21 protein-coding genes are annotated in these 21,536 nt (G+C 65.3%); 9 read left to right on the top strand and 12 right to left on the bottom strand.

The window, feature by feature from the left end:
• Positions 1-2 precede the first annotated feature (2 nt).
• Positions 3-635 carry a GTP cyclohydrolase I FolE gene (gene folE, locus AC1RRT_RS13195; RefSeq protein WP_493014264.1) on the top strand — a complete coding sequence of 211 codons (633 nt, stop codon included), beginning with the start codon at positions 3-5 and terminating at the stop codon, positions 633-635.
• A 69-nt stretch (positions 636-704) separates the two neighbouring features.
• The gene (argE, locus tag AC1RRT_RS13200) at positions 705-1,910 is read left to right on the top strand and encodes an acetylornithine deacetylase (protein WP_493014265.1); all 1,206 of its coding nucleotides are present in this window, start codon (positions 705-707) and stop codon (positions 1,908-1,910) included.
• On the opposite strand, the gene AC1RRT_RS13205 is transcribed toward argE, so the two are convergent.
• Positions 1,887-3,266, bottom strand: a complete 1,380-nt coding sequence (locus tag AC1RRT_RS13205) for a formimidoylglutamate deiminase (protein WP_493014266.1) — start codon at positions 3,264-3,266, stop codon at positions 1,887-1,889. The genes argE and AC1RRT_RS13205 overlap by 24 nt on opposite strands.
• A gap of 71 nt (positions 3,267-3,337) precedes the next feature.
• On the opposite strand from AC1RRT_RS13205, the gene hutI reads away from it, so the two are divergent.
• Positions 3,338-4,597 carry an imidazolonepropionase gene (gene hutI / locus AC1RRT_RS13210; protein ID WP_493014267.1) on the top strand — a complete coding sequence of 420 codons (1,260 nt, stop codon included), beginning with the start codon at positions 3,338-3,340 and terminating at the stop codon, positions 4,595-4,597.
• 109 nt (positions 4,598-4,706) lie between these two features.
• A complete protein-coding gene (locus AC1RRT_RS13215; RefSeq protein ID WP_493014268.1) occupies positions 4,707-5,051 on the top strand; it encodes a hypothetical protein in 345 nt (114 codons plus the stop codon).
• A gap of 6 nt (positions 5,052-5,057) precedes the next feature.
• On the opposite strand, the gene AC1RRT_RS13220 is transcribed toward AC1RRT_RS13215, so the two are convergent.
• Positions 5,058-5,840 carry a creatininase family protein gene (locus AC1RRT_RS13220; protein WP_493014269.1) on the bottom strand — a complete coding sequence of 261 codons (783 nt, stop codon included), beginning with the start codon at positions 5,838-5,840 and terminating at the stop codon, positions 5,058-5,060.
• A 132-nt stretch (positions 5,841-5,972) separates the two neighbouring features.
• Here AC1RRT_RS13220 and AC1RRT_RS13225 point away from each other — a divergent pair, with 132 nt between their 5' ends.
• Positions 5,973-7,835 (top strand): RsmB/NOP family class I SAM-dependent RNA methyltransferase, encoded by a 1,863-nt coding sequence (locus AC1RRT_RS13225; protein WP_493014270.1) that lies wholly within the window; start codon positions 5,973-5,975, stop codon positions 7,833-7,835.
• On the opposite strand, the gene AC1RRT_RS13230 is transcribed toward AC1RRT_RS13225, so the two are convergent.
• From AC1RRT_RS13230 to AC1RRT_RS13240, 3 genes are all read right to left on the bottom strand, one after another.
• Positions 7,776-8,534, bottom strand: coding sequence for a glutamine amidotransferase-related protein (locus tag AC1RRT_RS13230; RefSeq protein WP_493014271.1), 759 nt, complete (start codon positions 8,532-8,534; stop codon positions 7,776-7,778). The two genes, AC1RRT_RS13225 and AC1RRT_RS13230, sit on opposite strands and share 60 nt — an antisense overlap.
• A 97-nt stretch (positions 8,535-8,631) precedes the next feature.
• Entirely contained in the window at positions 8,632-9,393 is a 762-nt protein-coding gene (locus AC1RRT_RS13235; RefSeq protein WP_493014272.1) for a glucose 1-dehydrogenase, read from the bottom strand.
• 81 nt (positions 9,394-9,474) lie between these two features.
• Positions 9,475-10,701, bottom strand: a complete 1,227-nt coding sequence (locus tag AC1RRT_RS13240; RefSeq protein ID WP_493014273.1) for a threonine ammonia-lyase — start codon at positions 10,699-10,701, stop codon at positions 9,475-9,477.
• Positions 10,702-10,834: 133 nt separating this feature from the next.
• Between AC1RRT_RS13240 and AC1RRT_RS13245 the strand changes: the two genes are divergently transcribed.
• Positions 10,835-11,344: a DUF2244 domain-containing protein gene (locus AC1RRT_RS13245; RefSeq protein ID WP_493014274.1), complete on the top strand. Its 510-nt coding sequence runs from the start codon at positions 10,835-10,837 to the stop codon at positions 11,342-11,344.
• 1 nt (position 11,345) lies between these two features.
• Here AC1RRT_RS13245 and AC1RRT_RS13250 read toward each other — a convergent pair whose 3' ends face one another.
• The 5 genes from AC1RRT_RS13250 to dnaK all read right to left on the bottom strand — a co-directional run bounded on the left by AC1RRT_RS13250 (position 11,346) and on the right by dnaK (position 16,850).
• Entirely contained in the window at positions 11,346-11,687 is a 342-nt protein-coding gene (locus AC1RRT_RS13250; RefSeq protein WP_493014275.1) for an antibiotic biosynthesis monooxygenase family protein, read from the bottom strand.
• Positions 11,684-12,661 (bottom strand): alpha/beta hydrolase, encoded by a 978-nt coding sequence (locus AC1RRT_RS13255; protein WP_493014276.1) that lies wholly within the window; start codon positions 12,659-12,661, stop codon positions 11,684-11,686. The genes AC1RRT_RS13250 and AC1RRT_RS13255 overlap by 4 nt, the downstream gene beginning before the upstream one ends.
• Before the next feature lie 90 nt (positions 12,662-12,751).
• Positions 12,752-13,564, bottom strand: a complete 813-nt coding sequence (gene dapB / locus AC1RRT_RS13260) for a 4-hydroxy-tetrahydrodipicolinate reductase (RefSeq protein ID WP_493014277.1) — start codon at positions 13,562-13,564, stop codon at positions 12,752-12,754.
• A gap of 76 nt (positions 13,565-13,640) precedes the next feature.
• Positions 13,641-14,795 (bottom strand): molecular chaperone DnaJ, encoded by a 1,155-nt coding sequence (dnaJ, locus tag AC1RRT_RS13265; protein ID WP_493014278.1) that lies wholly within the window; start codon positions 14,793-14,795, stop codon positions 13,641-13,643.
• Positions 14,796-14,900: 105 nt separating this feature from the next.
• Complete coding sequence (gene dnaK / locus AC1RRT_RS13270; protein ID WP_493014279.1) at positions 14,901-16,850, bottom strand: molecular chaperone DnaK; 1,950 nt, start codon at positions 16,848-16,850, stop codon at positions 14,901-14,903.
• 208 nt (positions 16,851-17,058) lie between these two features.
• On the opposite strand from dnaK, the gene rarD reads away from it, so the two are divergent.
• From rarD to AC1RRT_RS13285, 3 genes are all read left to right on the top strand, one after another.
• Entirely contained in the window at positions 17,059-18,033 is a 975-nt protein-coding gene (gene rarD, locus AC1RRT_RS13275) for an EamA family transporter RarD (RefSeq protein ID WP_493014280.1), read from the top strand.
• A gap of 95 nt (positions 18,034-18,128) precedes the next feature.
• Positions 18,129-18,848 (top strand): bifunctional nicotinamidase/pyrazinamidase, encoded by a 720-nt coding sequence (pncA, locus tag AC1RRT_RS13280; RefSeq protein ID WP_493014281.1) that lies wholly within the window; start codon positions 18,129-18,131, stop codon positions 18,846-18,848.
• Between the two features lie 52 nt (positions 18,849-18,900).
• Positions 18,901-19,533 (top strand): alpha-ketoglutarate-dependent dioxygenase AlkB family protein, encoded by a 633-nt coding sequence (locus AC1RRT_RS13285; protein ID WP_493014282.1) that lies wholly within the window; start codon positions 18,901-18,903, stop codon positions 19,531-19,533.
• On the opposite strand, the gene AC1RRT_RS13290 is transcribed toward AC1RRT_RS13285, so the two are convergent.
• A complete protein-coding gene (locus tag AC1RRT_RS13290) occupies positions 19,487-20,719 on the bottom strand; it encodes a sensor histidine kinase (RefSeq protein WP_493015176.1) in 1,233 nt (410 codons plus the stop codon). The two genes, AC1RRT_RS13285 and AC1RRT_RS13290, sit on opposite strands and share 47 nt — an antisense overlap.
• 163 nt (positions 20,720-20,882) lie before the next feature.
• Positions 20,883-21,491, bottom strand: a complete 609-nt coding sequence (gene grpE / locus AC1RRT_RS13295; RefSeq protein ID WP_493014283.1) for a nucleotide exchange factor GrpE — start codon at positions 21,489-21,491, stop codon at positions 20,883-20,885.
• Between the last annotated feature and the right edge of the window lie 45 nt (positions 21,492-21,536).

Below are 21,536 nucleotides of genomic sequence, written 5' to 3' on the forward strand. Positions count from 1 at the left end.
TCGTGAGCAGTGCGCCGAAGTCCCTGAACAAGGCCAATGATGATGCGCGGCCGAGCCGCGCCGAAGCCGAAGAGGCCGTGCGTACGCTGATCCGCTGGGCTGGCGATGATGCGACGCGCGAAGGCCTGCGCGGCACGCCCGATCGTGTCGTACGCTCCTATGAGGAGTTCTTCGCCGGCTATCGTGAGGACCCGAAGTCGCTGCTGGAGCGCACCTTCGAGGAGATCGAGGGCTATGACGAGATGGTGGTCCTGCGCGACATCCGCCTTGAAAGCCATTGCGAGCATCACATGGTGCCGATCATCGGCAAGGCCCATGTTGCCTACCTGCCGCAGAAGCGTGTCGTCGGCATCTCCAAGCTCGCCCGCGTTGTCGAGGTCTATGCCAAGCGGCTGCAGATCCAGGAAAAGCTGACCGCCCAGATCGCCAACACCTTCCACGAGGTGCTGCAGCCGCGCGGCGTGGCCGTGGTGATCGAGGCTGGCCACCAGTGCATGACCACCCGTGGCGTCCACAAGCACGGCGTCACCATGGTGACCAGCCACATGCTGGGCGCCTTCCGGGACGATTCCCGCACTCGGCAGGAATTCCTCTCCATGATCGGCAGCAGCGGCCGCAACCTCCGCGATGAGTAAGGGATGGTTCGTTGTGGTCCGGGTACGGTAATCGTTGACCCGGGCCCGATCCGCTCCTAAACCGGGTTTATGACCAACACACCGCCGGCCTCCCAGGCCTCGCTCGACTGGATTGCGCGTCTGATCGGCTTCGACACAACGAGCCGGCTGTCCAATCTGGACCTGATCGACTGCATCGCCGACTACTTGGCGCAGCACGGCGTCGCCTGCGACAAGATTTTCGACGAGAGCGGCAAGAAGGCCAATCTCTATGCCACCATCGGCCCGACCGATGTCGGCGGTATCGTGCTGTCGGGCCATACCGATGTCGTGCCGGTCGATGGCCAGGCCTGGTCCACCGATCCCTTCACCGTGGTCGAACGCGACGGCAAGCTGTTTGGCCGTGGCACGTCTGACATGAAATCCTTCATTGCGCTCTGTCTGGCGCTGCTGCCCGAGATGCTGGCCAAGCCGCTCAGTGTGCCGCTGCATTTCGCCTTCTCCTATGACGAGGAGGTCGGCTGCCTCGGCGTGCACGGCATTGTCGAGTTCATCAAGCGCGGCGGCCCCGCGCCCAGGCTCGCCATCATCGGCGAGCCGACCGACATGCAGGTGGTCAATGCGCATAAGAGCGTCTGCGCCTGCAACACCACGGTGCATGGCCTGGAGGCGCATTCCTCGGCCACCCATCAGGGCGTCAACGCCATACAGGTGGCGGCCGAGCTGATCGCCGAGCTGAACCGCATCCAGGTCGAATACCAGAAGCCCGAACATCAGGACACGCGCTTCCAGCCGCCTTACACCACCATCACGGTGGGCGAGATCCATGGGGGCACGGCGCGCAATATCCTGGCCAAGGATTGCAAGGTCGTCTGGGATATCCGCTCGGTGAAGCCCGAGCATGACGAGGCCATCCTGGATGCCGTGAAGCGCTACGGCACCGAAAAGCTCGAGCCGGCGATGAAACGCATTCATGCCGGCGCCAGGGTCGATACGCAGATGGTGGCCTATGTGCCGCCGTTCCTGCCGATGGGTGTCAATCCGGCCGAGACCGTGGCGCTGAAGCTGGCAGGCCAGAACCAGACCCATGCGGTGTCTTATGGCACCGAGGCCGGCATCTTCCAGGTCGGGGGCGTGCCGGCGGTGGTCTGCGGTCCGGGCAATATCCGCGAGGCGCACAAGCCCGACGAATATATCGAGCTCAGCCAGGTTGCCGAGGGCGAAGCCTTCCTGCGCCGCCTGATCGCCTTCTGTCGCGATCCGGGCAGCCGCTCATTCCTCGACCAGGCGGGCTAAGGCCTTCCTGTACGCCGCGGCAGAGGCTTCGCCGCGGATATGGCGGCCGCCCTCGACGACGCGGCGGCCGGCAACATAGACCTCCGCAATCGGCGAATGCACCTGGCTGGCGAAGATCCAAGCATCCAGGATGGCATCCCCTTCTTTGCCGGCCAAAACCGCCGCGGTTTTGTCCAGCAACACGAAATCGGCGCGTCGGCCCACGCTGATCATGCCCATCGGCTGGCCGACCGCCTGCGCGCCGCCGCTGGCGACGGCATCGAACAGGCGGCGTCCGGTCGAGCGATCCGCACCGCCGGCCAGCAGGTTGCGGCTGCGCGAGACCAGACGCTGACCATATTCCAGGATGCGCAGCTCTTCCGCCGCATGCACGCTGATATGGCTGTCCGAGCCGATGCCGATACGGCCCTGGGCGGCCAGATAGTCGACAGCGGGAAACAGGCCGTCGCCGAGATTGGCTTCCGTGGTCGGGCAAAGGCCGGCCACCGCTTTCGAGGCAGCCAGCCGCCGCGTTTCGTCCGGCGTCAGATGCGTGGCATGCACCAGGCACCAGCGCGCATCGACGATGCCCTGATCCAGCAACCATTCCACCGGGCGCTTGCCGCACCAGGCCAGGCAGTCATCCACCTCGGCGGTCTGTTCGGCGATATGGATATGGATCGGCGCACCGGCATCGATGCGGTTCAGTGCCGCGATGGCCTCATGCAGCATCTCGGGCGACACGGCGCGCAAGCTGTGCGGCGCGATGCCGAGGCGGCGGTCGGCGCGGTTTCGGAATACAGGTGCTAAAATATCCAGAAGCCGCGCATAAGCATCGCTGTCATGCAGGAAACGGCGCTGGCGCTCCTGCGTCTCCTTCATGCCGAAGCCACCATAGCGATACAGCACCGGCAGATGCGTATAGCCGATGCCGGTGCTGTCGGCGGCGGCCAGCACGCGGCGGCTCAGCTCGGCCGGATCGGCATAAGGCTGACCGCCGGGCTGATGGTGCAGGTAATGGAATTCCGCCACCGCCGTATAGCCAGCTTCCAGCATCTCGGCGTAGAGCTGCGTCGCGATGGCCTCAACATCCTCCGGCGCCAGCTTGGATGCGAAGCGGTACATCAGCTCGCGCCAGGTCCAGAAGCTGTCGTTACCCGGGCCGGCGCGCTCGGCCAGGCCCGCCATGGCGCGCTGAAAGGCATGGCTGTGCAGGTTGGCCAGCCCCGGCAGCACCGGGCCATCCAGAACCGAGGCGCCGTCAGGTGAGGCATTCGGCGTGACGGCCGCGATCATGCCGGCGGCATCGACGGTGACTAGCACATCCTTGTGCCAGCCATCGGAGAGCAGGGCCTGACGCAGCAGGAGGCGAGGCATGACGGGGTCTCCCAACTTGTATATATAAGTTGGCAGAAACCGCAGGATCACGAAAGGCATAGAGGCGAGGGATGCCCGAGTTCTGGGACAGCGTCTGGCGCGGTGCCGATCTGGCCACCATGGCCGGCGAGAGTGGGGCCGACAGCAGCGCAGATGGCTTCGGCACGATCGCCAAAGGCGCGCTTGCGCTGAAGGACGGTCGCATTGCCTGGATCGGCCCCGCCGCCGATCTGCCTCAGGATGGCATCGGGCCGCATACCGCTGTGCATGATGTGGGCGGCGGTTGGATCACGCCGGGGCTTATCGACTGCCACACGCATCTGGTCTATGGCGGCAACCGCGCTCATGAATTCGAACTGCGGCTGAACGGCGCGTCCTATGAAGAGATCGCGCACGCTGGTGGCGGCATCCGCTCCACCGTGACGGCGACGCGCAACGCCGATGAAGACGCCCTGTTGAAGCAGAGCCTGCCACGCTTGAAGGCGCTGCTGGCCGAAGGCGTGACGACGCTCGAGATCAAGTCGGGTTATGGCCTCGATCTCGAGAATGAGCTGAAGAGCCTGCGCGTGGCGCGTCGCATGGGTGAGACCCATCCGGTGCGCATCGCCACGACGCTGCTGGCTGCGCATGCGCTGCCACCGGAATATGCCGGCAATGCCGATGGCTATATCGACTTGGTCTGCGACCGGATCATTCCGGCCGCGAAACAGGCCGGCCTTGCCGATGCGGTCGATGCCTTCTGCGAAACCATCGGCTTCACGCCGGCGCAGACGCGGCGCGTGTTCGAGGCGGCGAAGGCCGCCGGCCTGCCGGTGAAGCTGCACGCCGAGCAGTTGAGCAACCAGAATGGCGCGGCGCTCGCCGCCGGCTTCCAGGCCTTGTCAGCCGATCATCTGGAGCATCTGGACGAGGCTGGCGTGCAGGCGATGGCGCAGGCTGGCACGGTCGCCGTGCTGCTGCCCGGCGCCTATTACATCCTGCGCGAGACGAAGCTGCCGCCGATCGATCTGCTGCGCCGCCATGGCGTCGGGATCGCCATCTCCACCGACTGCAACCCGGGCACCTCGCCGGTCACGTCCTTGCTGCTGATGCTCAGCATGGCCTGCACGCTCTTCCGCCTGACCCCGGCCGAGGCCTTTGCCGGGGTGACGCGGCAGGCGGCCCGGGCGCTCGGGCTGGGCGAGTCGGTCGGGACACTAGAGGCCGGGAAAATGGCCGATTTCGTAGTCTGGGATGTCGAACGGCCGGCGGCGCTGGCCTATCAGGTCGGCCTCAACCCGATTCGCCAGGTCGTCTTCGGCGGCCGTCCGGTGGGCGGGATCGGCCGTTAACCACGCAAAGGCGTGATTGCACGGAAACCTTTTCCCCCTATATCCTGTTTATGTCGTGATAACGCGGCAAGTCCGGACATGGTAGAATGCCGATGTCGGAAGGTGATGTATGAGCGACTGGTTCTATGTGATGGGTGGCGGCATCATCCTGCTTTGGCTGGGATCATGGCTGCTTTTGCATCTGGGCAACTTCGAGCAGCGCATCAGCCAGATTCGTATCACGCTTGAAACCCGCATGGGCGGCATCGAGAAGCAGTTCGCCGCCTACAACAAATTCTTCGCCGACAACGAGCGCGCCGCGCAGCTCACATATGGCGAGCTGGGCGACATCAAGAGCGAGATCGCCGAGGTGAAGGCCCAGCTCGACGAAGTGAAGCGCGCCATCAATGTTCTGGAAGTAGCAGTCAACGACCTCAAGCTGCGCAACAACACGCGCAACCTCCGCATCGTCTGATCTCTTTTAAAGATCTGGCCAGAGCTGCCGCAGGTCGGCGGTGATCTCGTCGACGATTGCCGACAGGATCTTCTCTCCCTTTTCCGCCGTCGCACCGGATGCATCGCCCGTGGTGCCACTGCGATTCAGCAGGCCACCCGGGCGTTCCTCCGGCGTGAAGCGCATCGGCAGGCGCAGGCTCAGCAGTTGCGGCTCGTCGCCTTCATAGGGTTCGTCGTCGTCTTCGTCAGTATCGGCCTGGCGCAGGCGGTCGAGCCGCACCAGCGCTGGCTGGATCGCCAGTAGCAGTGAGGTCTGCCGTTCATCCAGGTCATCGCTCGATCCAACCGTGGTGCCGAGCCGCGGCAGGTCGGCGGTGGCGATGCGGATGCCATGCTGATGCAGGATGGCCTGGGCCGCCAGTTTCAGCGGCGCTTCGGTCGAGATGGCGTTGTTCAGGATCAGGATGCGTTCGGCGCCGTGGCGCAGATAGCCTTCCGCGATCTCGGTCACCACGGCCTGGAAGGTATCAGCCTCGATATGCTGGCTGCCTGGGTAATCCATGAAGGCCGGGTGAAAGCCCTGGTTGATGGTGGGTGCGACCAGCACCGGAAGGCTGGCCAGCAGGCGTTCGGCCACGGCCTCGACGATCAGCCGGTCGGTGCCGAGCGGCAGATGCGGGCCATGGGCGCGGCTGGCGGCTCCGATGGGCAGGATGACCGGCAGGTCGTCGCCGAGCAGGTCGGCGGCTTCGGTCCAGGTCAGGTCGGCCAGGCGGTAGCCGGAGCGCGGGCGGGGAGAAGCGGTCACGATGGATTAACGCAGTCTCTCGGGGTTGGTTGCGGCAAGCTTAGCATGGGGCGCGGGGCAGGCCAGATGCTTGTTCCGGGGCTCTGTGGGGCCTATGACAGGGCCATATTTCCCCAAACCAACGAGCCTGCCGTGCCCCGCCCGCCCTCCGGCCGTCGCCCATCCTCTGATCGCCCGTCTTCCGGCCGCCCCTCCGCGGGCAAGCCGTCCCCCGGCCGCCCGTCATCGGCCAAGGCTGGTGGCAAGCCGCCGGGCAACAAGCCCGCACGTGGCAAACCCGATGCCGCGCGGGCAGGGGCGCCCAAGCCGGCTGGCAAGCCCGCCTTCAAGGCTCCTTCCAAGACTGGGGCCAGGCCGGGCCAGAAAGCCGACCGCCGGGCTGAACCCCGGGCTGAGTTCCGGGCCGACCGCCGCGCGGAGCGTCCGGTGGAGGAGCCGCGCACCGACGGCCACCGCACGGATCGCACGCGCAGGCCGCCCAAGCCCGATACCCGCCATCCCGACGACCGCCATCCGGGTAACCGCTTCGGCGGCAAGCCGGTCCGCGCATCCCGTGAGGACCGGGGCGAGCGCTCCCGTGATGATCGCCCTCGTAATGACCGGGCGGACCGGGAGGAGCGGTCGGCCTTCCGTCCCGATCGCCCCGAGCGCGACAGCCGCACCATGAAGGGCGGAAACGGCCTGAAGGATCGCCGCCCGAGCCATCTGCGCCCGATGGGCAGCCGCAAGGTTTCCGAAGGCGCGATTGCGCTGCTGGATGCCATCTCGTCGAGCCGCGAGCCAGCCGACCGCGTGCGCCACAAATGGATGCGCGACCATCATCGCGGCTTCGACGAGGCCGAACGCGATGCGTTGATCCAGTTGTCGGAAGAGGTGCTGCGCCTGCGCGGCCGCATCGATTGGTGGATCACGCAGGGCAAGACCGCGCTGCCGCCCGACAATCGCCTGCGGTTGGCAACCTATCGCATCCTGCAGATGGGTGCCAAGGCCGATGGCCTGCTGCAGATGTTCGTTGCAGATGACGCCATCGAGGCACTGTTGCGCCGGCTCGAAGGCCATACGCTGGACCATCCCGACATGCCGCTATCGGCGCGGCTCAGCGTGCCCGAGTGGATCCTGCCGCTGTTCAAGCAGCGCTTCGGTGCCGATATCGAGCTGGAACTTGCCGCCATGCTGCGACCGGCGCCGCTCGACCTGCGCGTCAATACGTTGAAGACCACGCGGCAGGCCGCCACGGCCGCATTGCAGTCCGAAGGCCTGTCCAGCCAGCATGCGCCCTATTCGCCGGTCGGCCTGCGGCTGTCGCCGCGTGCCTATGCCAACAACACGCAGGCCTATGCCGACGGCCTGGTCGAACCGCAGGACGAGGGTTCGCAGCTTGCCGCCCAGCTGGTCGATGCCAAGGGCGCAAAATTCGTGGTCGATTACTGCGCTGGCGCTGGCGGCAAGACATTGGTGCTGGCCGCCGCCATGGGGAATAACGGCCGCCTGGTCGCGATGGATGTGAATGTCGGGCGGCTCAATCAGGCCAAGCTGCGGCTGCGTCGCGCCGGCGTGCACAATGCCGAGACGCGCGAACTTGAAGGCAAATGGGTGAAGCGCCATGCCGGCAAGGCCGACCGCGTGCTGGTCGACGCGCCCTGCACCGGCACGGGCACCTGGCGGCGCAAGCCTGATGCCAAGTGGCGTCTGGAGCAGCGCGACCTGAACGAGCTGGTGCCGCGTCAGGCCGAAATCCTCGATCGCGCGGCAAAGCTGGTGCGCGATGGCGGCCGTCTGGTTTACGTCACCTGCTCGGTGCTCCGTCAGGAGAATGAAGAGCAGGTCGAGGCTTTCATGAAGCGCAATCCGGAATTCCGGATCGTGGCGGTCAACGAGGTCTGGGCGAAACTGCTGGGCAGCGCCTGCCCGGTGCCGGGGCCGTTCTTGAGCCTGTCACCCGGCCGCCATGGCACCGATGGCTTCTTCGCGGCGATCCTGCAGCGCGACGCCTGAGGCCGGGCCGGTCTCGAGCCAGCGCGCCAGGAATCCGTCGAGCCAGTTGCTGATGCCGGCGTCATACTTGGCGCAGTTGGCGCGGAGCTGATCGCGCGCCTGCGCGCCGGGCAGCACCAGTCGGTGGCCGGCGCCGCGCGCCCAGCGCTCCATCATCGCCTGCGTCACTTCCGGATGGAACTGCAGGCCGAAGACGGTCTTGCCGATGCGCATGGCTTGGTTGGGGAACCAGCCGGTCGAGGCCAATCTGACGGCGCCGCGCGGCAGATCGAAGCCCTCGCCATGCCACTGGAAGATCGGCAAGGGGTCGGGGATATAGGCGCGGCCGCGCGCAGTGGGCTTGACGGTATAATAGCCGATCTCGTGCCAGCCATCGGGATGCGGCGAGACCTTGGCGCCGCCGGCGCGTGCCAGCAGCTGCGCGCCGAGGCAGACGCCCAGATACGGCTTGCCACTGGCGACAGCCTTGGGAATGAAATCGATTTCGCGGCGGATGAAATCCAGATGATCGTCATTGGCCGACATCGGTCCGCCGAAGATCACACAGCCGGCATGCTCATCCATACTGGCCGGCAGGTCCTGTCCCAGGCAGGGCCGGCGGATGTCGAGATGGTAGCCGAGGCCGCGCAGCTTCTCGCCGATGCGGCCGGGGTCTGAGCTTTCCTGGTGCACGATGACCAGGATGGCGGGCTGACTCATACGCGAAGAGACTCCCGAAACAGGTGTCTCCACTATGCCCGGCCATCGGGGCACTGACCAGATGGTTCTGCGTGATCGGTATTACAGCGACCAGTAGTTACTGGGCGGTAATGCCGCCATCCAGCACGAATTCCGTGCCGGTGACGAATTTCGACTCATCCGACGACAGGTACAGGATGCAGTTGGCCACGTCGTCTGGCTCGCCCAGGCGGCCGAGCGGCACCTGCGCCTCCAGCTTGCGCCGGCGCTCGGCCGGATCGCCGCCGGCATGGATCATGCCCTGCACCATCGGCGTGTCGATGAAGGTGGGGTGCACCGAATTGCAGCGGATGTTGTAGCCGCGCTTGGCGCAATGCAGCGCCGTGGTTTTGGCAAGCATGCGCGCGCCGGCCTTGGAGGTGTTGTAGGCCGACATGTTGTGGCCGGCGATGATGCCTGAGACCGACGAGATGATGATGATCGAGCCCGGCGCATGGGCCTTCATGCGCGGCAGGCCGTGCTTGATGCCGAGGAAAGGGCCGTGCAGGTTCACGTTGTGGACGAAGTGCCATTCCTCGACGCTGATGTCTTCCACGCTTTTCATCACGCCGACGCCGGCGGAATGCACCATCACGTTCAGCTTGCCGAAAGCGGCGTCCACCACGTCGAGCGCGGCGATCCATTGCTGCTCGCTGGTGACATCCAGGCTGATGGCGATGGCGGCCTTGCCGATCTCGTCGGCGACGGCGCGCGCACCGTCCAGGTTGCGGTCGGCGACGGCGACTTTCGCGCCTTCCTTGGCCAGCATGATGGCGGTGGCTTTGCCGAGCCCCGAGGCTCCGCCAGTGATCAGCGCGACTTTATTGGCTACGCGGCCCATGATTTCCTCCTGCGTCTTTGCCGCAGGATAACCGGCTTTCCAGCCGGGCCGCAAACCTGCCCTAGGGGAAGTTTCCGTGGGTTAGTCGGCTTCCTCGATCTTGGCCGGCAGGCCGGCCTCGCCCAGGGCTTTCAGCAGATCGTTCAGATGGGCCCGGTCGCGGGCCTCGACCACGAATTCGATCTCGGTGGATTTCGCCGAGGCCAGCGTGAACAGGCGCTGATGCGCCACCTCCACGATGTTGACGCCGGCCGCCCCGATCACGCCCGACGCCTTGGCCAGGCGGCCCGGCGCATCATCGGTGGTGACGATCACGCGAGCCAGCCGGCCGTCGCGCACCAGGCCGCGCATCAGCACGCTGGCGAGCAGGCGAGTGTCGATATTGCCGCCGGTGATCACGATGCCGACATGGCGGTCCTTGAAGCGCTCGGGCTGGGTCATCAGCGCGGCCAGGCCGGCAGCACCCGCGCCCTCGGCGACGGTCTTCTCGATTTCCACCAGCGCCACGATGGCGCGCTCGATATCGGCTTCGCGCGCGATCAGCACGTCATCCACCAGCCGGCGCGCCACATCCATCGGCGCCAGGCCGATATCACGCACGCTGATGCCTTCGGCAATCGAGATGCCGCCCACATTGACCGGCAGATTGTGCATCTGCTGATACATCGCGGTGTAAAGTTCGCCCTCGACGCCGAAGATGCGCAGGTCGGGTTTCAGCGACTTGGCGGCGGTGGCGATGCCGGCGATCAGCCCGCCGCCGCCGACCGGCACCAGCAGGTCCTGAATGCTGGGCGCCTGGCTCAGCATCTCCAGCACCGCTGTGCCCTGGCCGGCGATAATGGCCGGGTCGTCATAGGGATGCACGAAGACCAGATTCTGTTCGGCCGCCAGCTTGTGCGCGATGGTGGCGGATTCAGCCAGCGTCTCGCCTTCCAGCACCACCTGGGCGCCAAAGGCGCGCACATGGCGGATCTTCACAAACGGCGTGATCTTCGGCATCACGATGGTGGCGGGAATGCCCAGCCGCCCGGCGTGATAGGCGACGCCCTGCGCATGGTTGCCTGCCGACATGGCGATGACGCCGCGCTTGCGCTCTGACTCGCTCAGCTGCAGCAGCTTGTTCAGCGCGCCGCGCTCCTTGAAGCTCGCCGTGAACTGGTGGTTCTCGAATTTCAGCCAGACCTGCGCACCGGTCAGGTCCGACAGGGTGCGCGAATGCAGGCAGGGGGTCTCGGCGACCGCGCCACGGATACGGTCGGCAGCGGCGCGCACGTCGCTCAGGGTAATGGTGGGGGCGAGACTGGTCATCGAACGGGTGTCCTGAAGGCTTTGATTATATGAGTATAATCGAGGCTGTCGTGGGGGTCACGGCGATTTGATGGGCCCCCGGGTGGTTCGCTTCCGCTTGGCGGATTGGTCCGGCCGGATTAGCCTGCTTGTCATGGAAACGACGCCTGTTCAGCCGCCGGTCTTCGAGATCATGCTGAAGCCGCATCGCTCGCTGGGGCCGCGCGGCTTCATTATCCTGATGATTGTCGTCGTGTTGGTGAACTTCGCCGCCGGCATGGCCTTCTGGCTGCTCGGCGCCTGGCCGGTGTTCTTCTTCTGCGGCGCCGATGTCGCGCTGCTCTGGCTCGCCTTCAAATACAGTTACCGTCAGGCCCGGGCGCGCGAATACATCCGGCTGGAACGCGAAGCACTGGTGGTGCGCCGCGTCGATCTGTATGGCCGAGAGAAGGTCTGGCGGTTGCAGCCCTACTGGCTACGGGTGGAGTGCGAGGAGGAGGATGACTCCGCGCGCCTGCGCATCTGGAGTCATGGCCGGGCGCTCACATTGGGCGCTTTCCTTAGCCCCGACGAGCGCCGCGTGCTGGCCGAGGCGCTACGCGAGGCGCTGTGGCGCTGGCGGCAGCCACCCGACGCCGGCATCCGCGATCTGGAAACGGTTTGAGTCAGCGCGGAAATTCATGCGGCGCTTGTTCGCGGCGCTCGTCAAGGCCGTAGTCACGCATGACTGTCGCAACGCGCAACCGATAATTGCTGAATATCCCGCCTCGACCTTTAGCTTGCGCGGTCCGGTGCTCCACCTGATTGCGCCAGCCCTTCACGGCAGCGTCATCACGCCAGAAGGACAGCGACAGAATTTTGTCCTGGTCGACGAGCGAGGTGAATCGCTCGACGCTGATGAAGCCGTCCATTTTTTCCAGTTCAGGCTTCAGCCCGGCCGCGATTTCCAGATAGGCCGCGCGGCCTGCGCCAGCAGCAGGCCAGACTTCGAAGATGACGGCAATCATAGTTCGGCTCCGATCATGTCCGCCAGGAAGTCCGCCGTTAGACGATACAGCTGGTGACGCGCCTTTTCGAGATGCATAAGGTGCGTGGCACGTGGGATTTCACGATCCAGCTTACGTGGCGCACTGGTTAAGTGGCGAAGCAGCCAGGCCGTATCAATGGCCGTGGTCAGGCTGTCCCAACTGCCGCGCACGATTAGTAGTGGTGAGTGGATCAGGCCCGGATCATAGGCAAGGTTACCCTGCCACGCGGCGAGGATATCGGCGGCTGGCCCGTTTGGTATCTTCACCGCCGGTGGCTGCCGTGTTCCGGCTTCCTTATCGCTGGCGAGATAGGCAGCAGCCCAAGCATCGAAGTCTTCGGATTCCAGTACCGGCGTTTCGCCGGCCGGCACATCTTCGATAAAGCGCTCGTACTGCGCCTGAACCGTAAGCAGACGCCAGGCACCGATGCTTTCCGGTGACGGCAGGTTCTGCATCTGCCGCTGCAGGATCGGCCCGAAGAACACCAGCTTCTCGACCAGGTCGGGGCATTGGGTGGCGAATAGTCCGGCGGCAATAGACCCCCAGGAATGTGCAATGATGTTGACCGGGCGGCCGCCATGGCGCGCCGAGATTTCGCGGGCCACGCGGGCAATCTGCGGTGCAGCCACGGTTGCGCGGCCGAGTGGCGGATGACCTGTCGCGACCTCGTCCATGCCGGGAAGGCGTGTTGAACCGCCGAAACCGGCGAAATCGAAGCTCCATGCATCAAAACCAGCACTACTAAGCGCTTCGAGCCACGAATAACCTCTGAAACGGAAGCCGACGGACAGGGCTGAAGGGAAGGTGGCGCCGTGCACATAGAGCACGGGTGCGCCACGGCCGCCGGCAGGCGGCAGATGCCGCAGAAGCAGGTCTGGTGCGCCATTCGAGCCCGATAGTATTTCGGTTTGGCCGCTGATGAGTGCGCTAAGGTCAGGGGTGTTGTGCAACATAAGCGAATCTCCTTCGCGCAGAAGGTAGATTTGCCCGCGTCAGGTTTCATCCCGTGATACTACGGTCAAGGCCGAAGCATCACGGGAACATCAACCGTTCAGGCCCAGCACATCGGCCATGCGGTAGAGTCCCGGCAGCTTGCCATGGGTCCAGACTGCGGCGCGCACCGCGCCGCGCGCGAAGATGCTGCGGTCGGTTGCCTTGTGGGTCAGTTCGATGCGCTCGTTGTCAGCGGCGAAGATCACGCTGTGCTCGCCCGCCACATTGCCGCCGCGCAGGGCGGCAAAGCCGATATCGCCCTTCTTGCGGGCGCCAGTGATGCCGTCGCGGCCGCGATCCGAAATCTTGTCCAGCGGCTTGCCGCGGCCCAGCGCCGCCATCTCGCCCAGCAGAATGGCAGTGCCGCTCGGCGCATCCACCTTCATGCGGTGATGCATCTCGACGATCTCGATATCCCAGTCTTCGCCAAGGGAGGCGGCCACCTGCCGAGTCAACCCGGCCAGCAGGTTGACGCCCAGGCTCATGTTGTAACCCTGCACCACGGCGCAGTGATGCGAGGCCTTTTCCAGCGCTGCGAAATGGTCTGCCTCCAGGCCGGTCGTGCCGACGATGTAGGCGGTGCGGCCCTGGGCCGCGAGCGCTGCATGCTGCGGCAGCAGGGCGGGCACGGTGAAATCCAGCACGGCATCGACATTGCCGAACATCACGGCCGGGTCGTCGATGATGGCCACGCCGGTCGCAGCCACGCCGGCCAGCAGGCCGGGATCCTTGCCGAGGAATTCCGAGCCGGGACGTTCGGTGCCGCCGCCGACGGCGGCGCCGGGCGTGTTGGCGATCTCGCGCACCAGCGCCTGGCCCATGCGGCCGGCGATGCCGACGATGCCGATGCGAACTGCGGACATGACTTTACCCCTGGACGGACGAAACAGTCCGGCAGTCTAGCAGGGCGGGCGGGGGAGAGAGAAGAGTGTGCGCGGACTACTCGGCCTTGCCGCCGAGCATCTCCTTGACCTTGTCGAAGAAGCCGGTGCTTTCCGGGCTGCTTTCCTCGCCGTCGAGCTGGGCGAATTCCTCCAGCAGCTCGCGCTGGCGCTTGGAGAGCTTGACCGGCGTCTCGACCATCACCTGGATGTAGAGATCGCCATTGCCGGCGCCGAAGCCCGACTGCTGCAGGGAGGGCATGCCCTTGCCGCGCAGGCGGAACTGCTTGCCGGTCTGGCTGCCCTCGGGGATGGTGATGCGCGCCTTGCCGCCGTCCAGCGTCGGCACTTCCACGCTGCCGCCCAGCGCCGCCGTGGTCATAGAAACCGGCACGCGGCAATGCAGATGCTGGCCTTCGCGGCGGAACAGCCGGTGCGGCTTCACGCTCAGGAAGACATAAAGGTCGCCCGCCGCGCCGCCGCGGATGCCGGCCTCGCCCTCGCCGGAAAGCCGGATGCGGTTGCCTTCATCGACGCCTGGCGGGATGTCGACGCTCAAGGTCTTTTCCTTGTGCACGCGACCGGCGCCGCCGCAGACCTTGCACGGCTTCTCGATCACGCGGCCGGCGCCGCCGCAGGTCGGGCAGGCGCGTTCGATGGTGAAGAAGCCCTGCTGCGCCCGCACTTTGCCGTGGCCCTTGCAGGTCGGACAGGCGATCGGCTGGGCACCGGCCTCGGCGCCCGAGCCGTCGCAGGCCTCGCAGGCAATCGAGGTCGGCACGCGGATCGTCGCCGCCTTGCCGCTGTAGCAGTCTTCAAGGCTGATCTCGAGATTGTAGCGCAGGTCGGAGCCGCGATTGGCGCTGCCACGCCCGCCGCGCGCACCGCCGCCGCCCATGAACTCGCCGAACAGGTCGTCGAAGATGTCGGAGAAGGAGGTGAAGTCAAAGCCGCCCGGCCCGCCGCGGCCGCCGCCCATGCCGCCCTCGAAGGCCGCATGGCCATACTGGTCATAGGCGGCGCGCTTCTGATCGTCCTTCAGGACTTCATAGGCTTCGCTCAGTTCCTTGAACTTGCGTTCGGCATCCTTGTCGCCCGGATTCTTGTCGGGATGATGCTGCATCGCCAGCTTGCGGAAAGCCTTTTTCAGGTCTTCCGCATTGGCGTTCTTGGCCACCCCTAGAATCTCGTAATAATCGCGTTTGGTCGCCATCACGTCAGTCCCGGGCGCCACGCCCCAAATTCAAAAACACTTGCCCCAAGCAAAACCGGGCGCCGCTTGGTTTCGCGGCGCCCGGGCTGGCCGGTTACCCGGCGCTTACTTCTTTTTCTTGTCGTCTTTCACTTCTTCGAAGTCGGCGTCGACAACATTGTCGTTCTTCTTCTCACCACCGCCGGAGGCTCCGCCGCCGGCTGCCTGGTCGCCGCCAGCCGCAGCGCCTTCAGCGCCGGCCGCCTCACCTTGAGTCTTGTAGAGCGCTTCGCCCAGCTTCATGGCGATCTGGCTCAGGCTCGTCGCCTTGGCCTTGATCGCGTCGCTGTCGTTGGACTCGATCGCCGCCTTCAGCTCGGTGATGCCGGCCTCGGCTTCCGCCTTCTCGGCCGCCGGAGCCTTGTCGCCCAGATCGGCGATGGTCTTCTCGGTGGCATGGATCAGGGCTTCGGCCTGGTTCTTCACCTCCACAGCCTCGCGCCGCTTCTTGTCCTCGGCGGCATTCTCCTCGGCGTCGCGAACCATCTTCTTGATGTCGTCTTCCGAGAGGCCGCCCGAGGCCTGGATGCGGATCTGCTGTTCCTTGCCGGTGCCCTTGTCCTTGGCCGAGACATGCACGATGCCGTTCGCGTCGATGTCGAAGGTGACCTCGATCTGCGGCACGCCGCGCGGCGCCGACGGGATGCCGACCAGGTCGAACTGGCCCAGCAGCTTGTTGTCGGCCGCCATCTCGCGCTCGCCCTGGAAGACGCGGATGGTCACCGCGCCCTGATTATCCTCGGCGGTCGAGAAGACCTGGCTCTTCTTGGTCGGGATCGTGGTGTTGCGTTCGATCAACTTGGTGAACACGCCACCCAGCGTCTCGATGCCCAGCGACAGCGGGGTCACGTCGAGCAGCAGCACGTCCTTGACATCGCCCTGCAACACGCCGGCCTGGATGGCGGCGCCGATGGCCACGACTTCATCGGGGTTGACGCCCTTGTGCGGCTCGCGGCCGAACAGCTGCTTCACCAATTCGATGACCTTGGGCATGCGGGTCATGCCGCCGACCAGAACCACCTCGTCGATGTCGCCGGCCGTCAGGTCGGCATCCTTCAGCGCCTTCTTGCACGGTTCCATCGTGCGCTGGATCAGGTCGTCGACCAGGGCTTCCAGCTTGGCGCGGGTCAGCTTCATTACCAGATGCTTCGGACCCGAGGCATCGGCGGTGATGAAGGGCAGGTTGATTTCGGTCTGCGTCGCCGACGACAGCTCGATCTTGGCCTTTTCACCGGCTTCCTTCAGGCGCTGCAGCGCCAGACGGTCGCTGCGCAGGTCGATGCCCTGCTCCTTTTTGAATTCGGTCGCCAGATAGTCGACGATGCGCAGATCGAAATCTTCGCCGCCGAGGAAGGTGTCGCCGTTGGTCGAGCGCACTTCGAACACGCCGTCGCCGATCTCGAGGATCGAGACGTCGAAGGTGCCGCCGCCAAGATCGTAGACGGCGATCTTCTTGCCGTCGCTGGTCTTGTCGAGGCCGTAAGCCAGCGCGGCCGCGGTCGGCTCGTTGATGATGCGCAGCACTTCAAGGCCCGCGATACGCCCGGCATCCTTGGTGGCCTGGCGCTGGGCGTCGTTGAAGTAGGCCGGCACGGTGATCACGGCCTGCGTCACGGGTTCGCCCAGGAAGCTCTCGGCGGTTTCCTTCATCTTCTGCAGGATGAAAGCCGAAACCTGGCTCGGGCTGTATTTCTTGTCCTGGACTTCGACCCAGGCGTCGCCGTTGTCGCCCTTGGCCACCTTGTAGGGGACCATCTCGGTGAAGCGGCGGGTCGCGTCATCGGTATAGGCGCGGCCGATCAGGCGCTTCACGGCGAACAGTGTGTTTTCCGGATTGGTGACGGCCTGGCGCTTGGCCGGCTGGCCGACGAGGCGTTCGCCATCCTTGCTGAAAGCGACCATCGACGGCGTGGTGCGCGCGCCTTCGGCGTTCTCGATCACCTTCGGGGTCTTGCCATCCATGATGGCGATGCAGGAATTCGTGGTACCCAGGTCGATGCCAATGACTTTGGCCATAATCTCACTCCTTTTTGCGGCGATCCGAGACGGCCTTCGGCAGGAAGCGCCGGGGCGGACCCCTTTTGGTTCAAGCGTTCGCGGGGTATGTAAGAGGAGGCCCCCCGTCCCGCAACGGGTGGGTCAAAAAAATGTCCAGAAAAGCGGGCCATACGGGCAAATCGCCCCATCCCCCAGCCCATCCCTGGTCCGTGGTTTGAGGAATCCGATGTCCGAGAGCGTCCCCCCGTCGGCCCCGACTCGCCCGGCCGGCCCCAGTCATTCCGCCTCAGTCCCCGCCGGCCTGCCCTGGTCGGGCATTGCCCTTGGTCTAGGTGGTTATTTTCTATGGGGAATTTCACCGATCTATTTCAAGGCCACCGGGGCGGCCGGAATCCCGACCCTGGAGCTGAACGCCCATCGCATCCTGTGGTCCTGCCTGCTCTGCCTCGGGCTGGTCCTGGCCTTCGGCAAGCGGCGCGAATGGTGGGCCGTCCTGAACAATCCCCGCCTGCGCCTGGTGCTGGCCGGCACGGCGGTCTTTCTGGTGATCAACTGGCTGACCTTTGTCTGGGCCATCGACCGCAACCAGGTCATGGCCTGCAGCCTGGGCTATTACATCAACCCGCTGTTCGCCGTGCTGCTGGGCCGCCTGGTGCTCAAGGAGCGCGTCAGCCCCGTGCAATGGGGCGCCTTCGGCCTGGCCGGCATCGGCGTGCTGGTGCTGCTGGCCGGCACCGCCGATGACGGCTTCTACCTTTCGCTGCTGATCGCGATCACCTGGGGCTTCTACGGCCTGCTGCGCAAGCGCCACCCCGTCGACAGCCTGATCGGCCTGACCATCGAGACCATGGTGCTGCTGCCCTTTGCGCTGGGCTACCTGCTGTGGCTGGGCGGTCAGGGCACAGGCGTTTTCGGCCAAGCCGATGGCTGGACCCATGTCCTGCTGCTGCTGGCCGGGCCGGTCACCGCCGCGCCGCTGGTGCTGTTCGCCGCCGGCTGGCGGCGGCTGCGAGTCGCGACCATGAGCCTGCTGCAGTATCTGTCGCCCAGCCTGCAGTTCCTGCTGGCGGTGCTGCTATGGGGCGAGGCCTTCACCGCCATCCATGCCGTGGCCTTTGGCTGCATCTGGGGCGCGCTGCTGATCTACAGCGCGCATTCCTGGCAGGCTGCCCGCAAACCGGCCGCCACGCTGCCTGAATAGTAGGCCCGGATCGAAAGCCGTAAAAAAGCATTGGACGCCCGGAAACAAAGGGCGTTTGCTTGGTCCCGGTTATTCAGCAACAGCGGGGATATTTCATGATCAACCGGCGTCACATGATGATGGGTCTGGGGGCGGGCGCTGTGTCGCTCGGCCTGTCGAACGGGGTTTTCGCGGCGGGCAAGATCAAGCCCGGCGCCGGCAGCGTGCTGATCGTGGTCGATGTGCAGAACTGCTTCGTGCCCGGCGGCAGCCTGGCCGTGAAGGAGGGTGATGTCATCGTCCCGCTGATCAACAGGATCGCCAAGGGCTTCGAGAATGTGGTGCTGACGCAGGACTGGCATACACCCGATCATGTGTCCTTTGCTTCCCAGCATAGCGGCAAGAAGCCGTTTGAAGCCGTGAAGCTGCCCTATGGCAATCAGGTGCTGTGGCCCGACCATTGCGTTCAGGGCACCGATGGCGCGTCTCTGGTCAAGGACCTCAGCATCCCGCATGCCCAGCTGGTGATCCGCAAGGGCTACCACAAGAATGTCGACAGCTACTCGGCCTTCATGGAGGCCGATGGCAAGACCTCGACCGGTCTGGGCGGCTACCTCAAGCAGCGCAACATCAAGCGCGTCTTCGTCGTCGGCCTGGCCACCGATTTCTGCGTTGCCTGGACGGCGATGGATGCGCGCAAGCAGGCCTTTGAGACCTTCGTGATCGAGGATGCCTGCCGTGGCATCGACGCGCAGGGCTCGCTGGCGAAATCCTGGGCCTCGATGAAGGCGGCCGGCGTCAAGCGCATCCAGTCGGGCGACCTCACCATCGCTTGAAGGCGCCGGAGTCGAGGCTGGACAGCCGGCGGCAGCGCGCCACATTGGTGTCATGCCGTCGCGCGAGTCTCTTGATGGGTTCCGTATTTTCCCTGGTCTGCTCGACCGGGAACGTCAGCGTGCGCTGGCGCAGACGGTGCTGACCCTGCTGGAAGCCGCGCCGCCCTATCACGCCACGATGCCGAAAACCGGCAAGCGCATGAGCGTGGCGATGAGCAATGCCGGGTCGCTGGGCTGGTATTCCGACCGCGACGGCGGCTATCGCTATGTCGCCGAACATCCCGAAACCGGCCTGGCCTGGCCGCCGATCCCGGAGTCCCTGCTGTCGGTCTGGTGGTCTGTGGCCGATTACGACCATCTGCCCGAATGCTGCCTGATCAACCGCTATGATTCAAAGGCCAAGATGGGTCTGCACCAGGATCGCGACGAGATCGATATGACCGCGCCGGTGGTGTCGGTTTCGCTGGGCGACGACGCGCTGTTCCGCATCGGCGGCACGGCGCGCAAGGATCCGACGCGCTCCTTCAAGCTGGCATCCGGCGACGTGCTGGTGCTGAGCGGCAAGGCGCGGCTGGCCTATCACGGCATCGACCGCGTGATGGAGGGCACCAGCCGGCTGATTCCCGGCGGCGGCCGTATCAACCTGACGCTGCGGCGGGTGACGCGCCCGTCAGCGCCGCGATGACCGACTGATTGCCGCCCAGGTTCTTTCCGGGCGGCGGCGGGAACCACGCGCGCATGGTGGTGCCTTCGCCCGGCACCGAGTGGATCTCGAAACGGCCGCCATGCATCTCCACCAGCGACTTCACCAGCGGCACGCCCAGGCCGGTGCCTTCATACTGGCGCGTCAGATCGTTCTCCACCTGGCCGAAGGGTGCCAGCACGATCGGGATATGCTCGGGCGCGATGCCGATGCCGGTATCTGTGACCCAGGTGGTGAAGCCGCCCTCGTCATCGGGCGTGGCGCCCACCTCGATGCGGCCACCGGGCGGTGTGAACTTCACGGCATTGGAGACCAGGTTGAGCAGGATCTGCCGCAGGGCCTGGCGGTCGACGAAGCCTTCGAACAGTCGCGCATCCACCATCATGGTGATGAAGACGCCACGTCCTTCGGCGCGTTCGCGGAAGGTGCGGATGCAGGCTTCCATGATCTCGGCCGGGTCGGTCATCTCGGGCTGGATGCGCCAACTGCCGCTCTCGATCTTCGACATGTCGAGGATGTTGTTGATCAGGCCCAGCAGATGCTGGCCGCTGGCCTGGATGTCGTTGACGTATTCGACATAGCGGTCGTTGCCCAGCGGCCCGAAGATTTCCTTCTGGATGATCTCGGCAAACCCGATGATGGCGTTCAGCGGGGTGCGCAGTTCGTGGCTCATGTTGGCCAGGAAGCGCGTCTTGCTTAAAGAGGCTTCCTCGGCTTGCTGGCGGGCGCGGTCGAGCGCGCGGTTGCGCCGTTCGCTGCGCGCCATGCCCAGCTGCAGCAGCGAGAGCGCCGTGCCGACGCCATAATAGCGGTCGCCGCGGGTGACGATGAAGCCACGCAAGAGCGCGCTCTGGTGCTCGTCGGCGATCAGGCTTTCCAGCTTGTCGACGCTGATGCTGGCATCGACGATGAGCGGTGTGCGGTCCATCAGATGGCCGACCGGCTTCTTGGCATAGAGCGCGCGGCCATAGTCGCGGGAGAGCTGCGTGATCAGGTCATAGCGGTTGATCAGGCCCACGGGTCGCGCGCCGTCCACCACTGCCAGCGCGCCGAGATCGGGATCGGCCTGGAACCGGCGGTCGACATCCTCGCAGCGCATGGTGGCGGGCACCGGCGGCAGCGGTACTGCCACCGTCCCGATCGTCTCGAGCGCCTCGGCTGTCATCATGTCCACCGGTGATCCCCCGTCGTTCGAGGGGACTATCGGTCAGACAGATTGCGCTTTTTTGACAAAGGCGGATGTTTGCGTTGATTCATCCGGGTGTGTGACGGGAGTTGCAATTCCCGTACACTTCAGCGTGTGGCTGACCCATCGATTCAGATCACTGTATTCAGACTTGGGTATTGATGGTCTGGCCGGCCTGGGCATCGGGCTGCGGCCCACCCTTGGACACGCCCACCATGGCGGCGCGCAGCAGGCGGCCCTGCTGCACATAGCCGGCCGCGATCACCTGCAGCACGGTGCCGGTGGCGACGGTCGGATCCTCGATCTCGAACATCGCCTGATGCAGGTTGGGATCGAAACGCTGGCCCTTGGGGTCGACGCGCACGATGCCGTGACGTTCGAACACCGACAGCAGCTCGCGCTCGGTCGCCTCGATGCCGGCCACCAGATTCTGCACCGGCTCGCTGGCCGCGTCTTCCTTGGGCACGTTCTCCAGGGCGCGACGCAGGTTGTCCGCCACGCTCAGCACGTCCTTGGCGAACTTGCCGGACGCGAACTTGACCGCGTCTTCCTTCTCGCGGTCGAGGCGCTTGCGCAGGTTCTCGGCTTCGGCGGCCTGACGCAGCAGGCGGTCCTTCAGCTCGGCCGCCTCGGCCTGCGCCCGGGAGAGGCTCTGGGCCAGGGCATCATCGGCGGGTGCGGCCTGCGGCTGGGGCTCGGTCTGCTGGGCAGCGGAGAAGGTGGGTTCGATGCGGTCGTTGTCGTTCTGGGTCATGATCTTCGGGTCTCTTTACAGGCCCCTGCATATACGGAGAGCCGG

Source organism: Ferrovibrio sp. GW821-FHT12B10 (assembly GCF_058807515.1).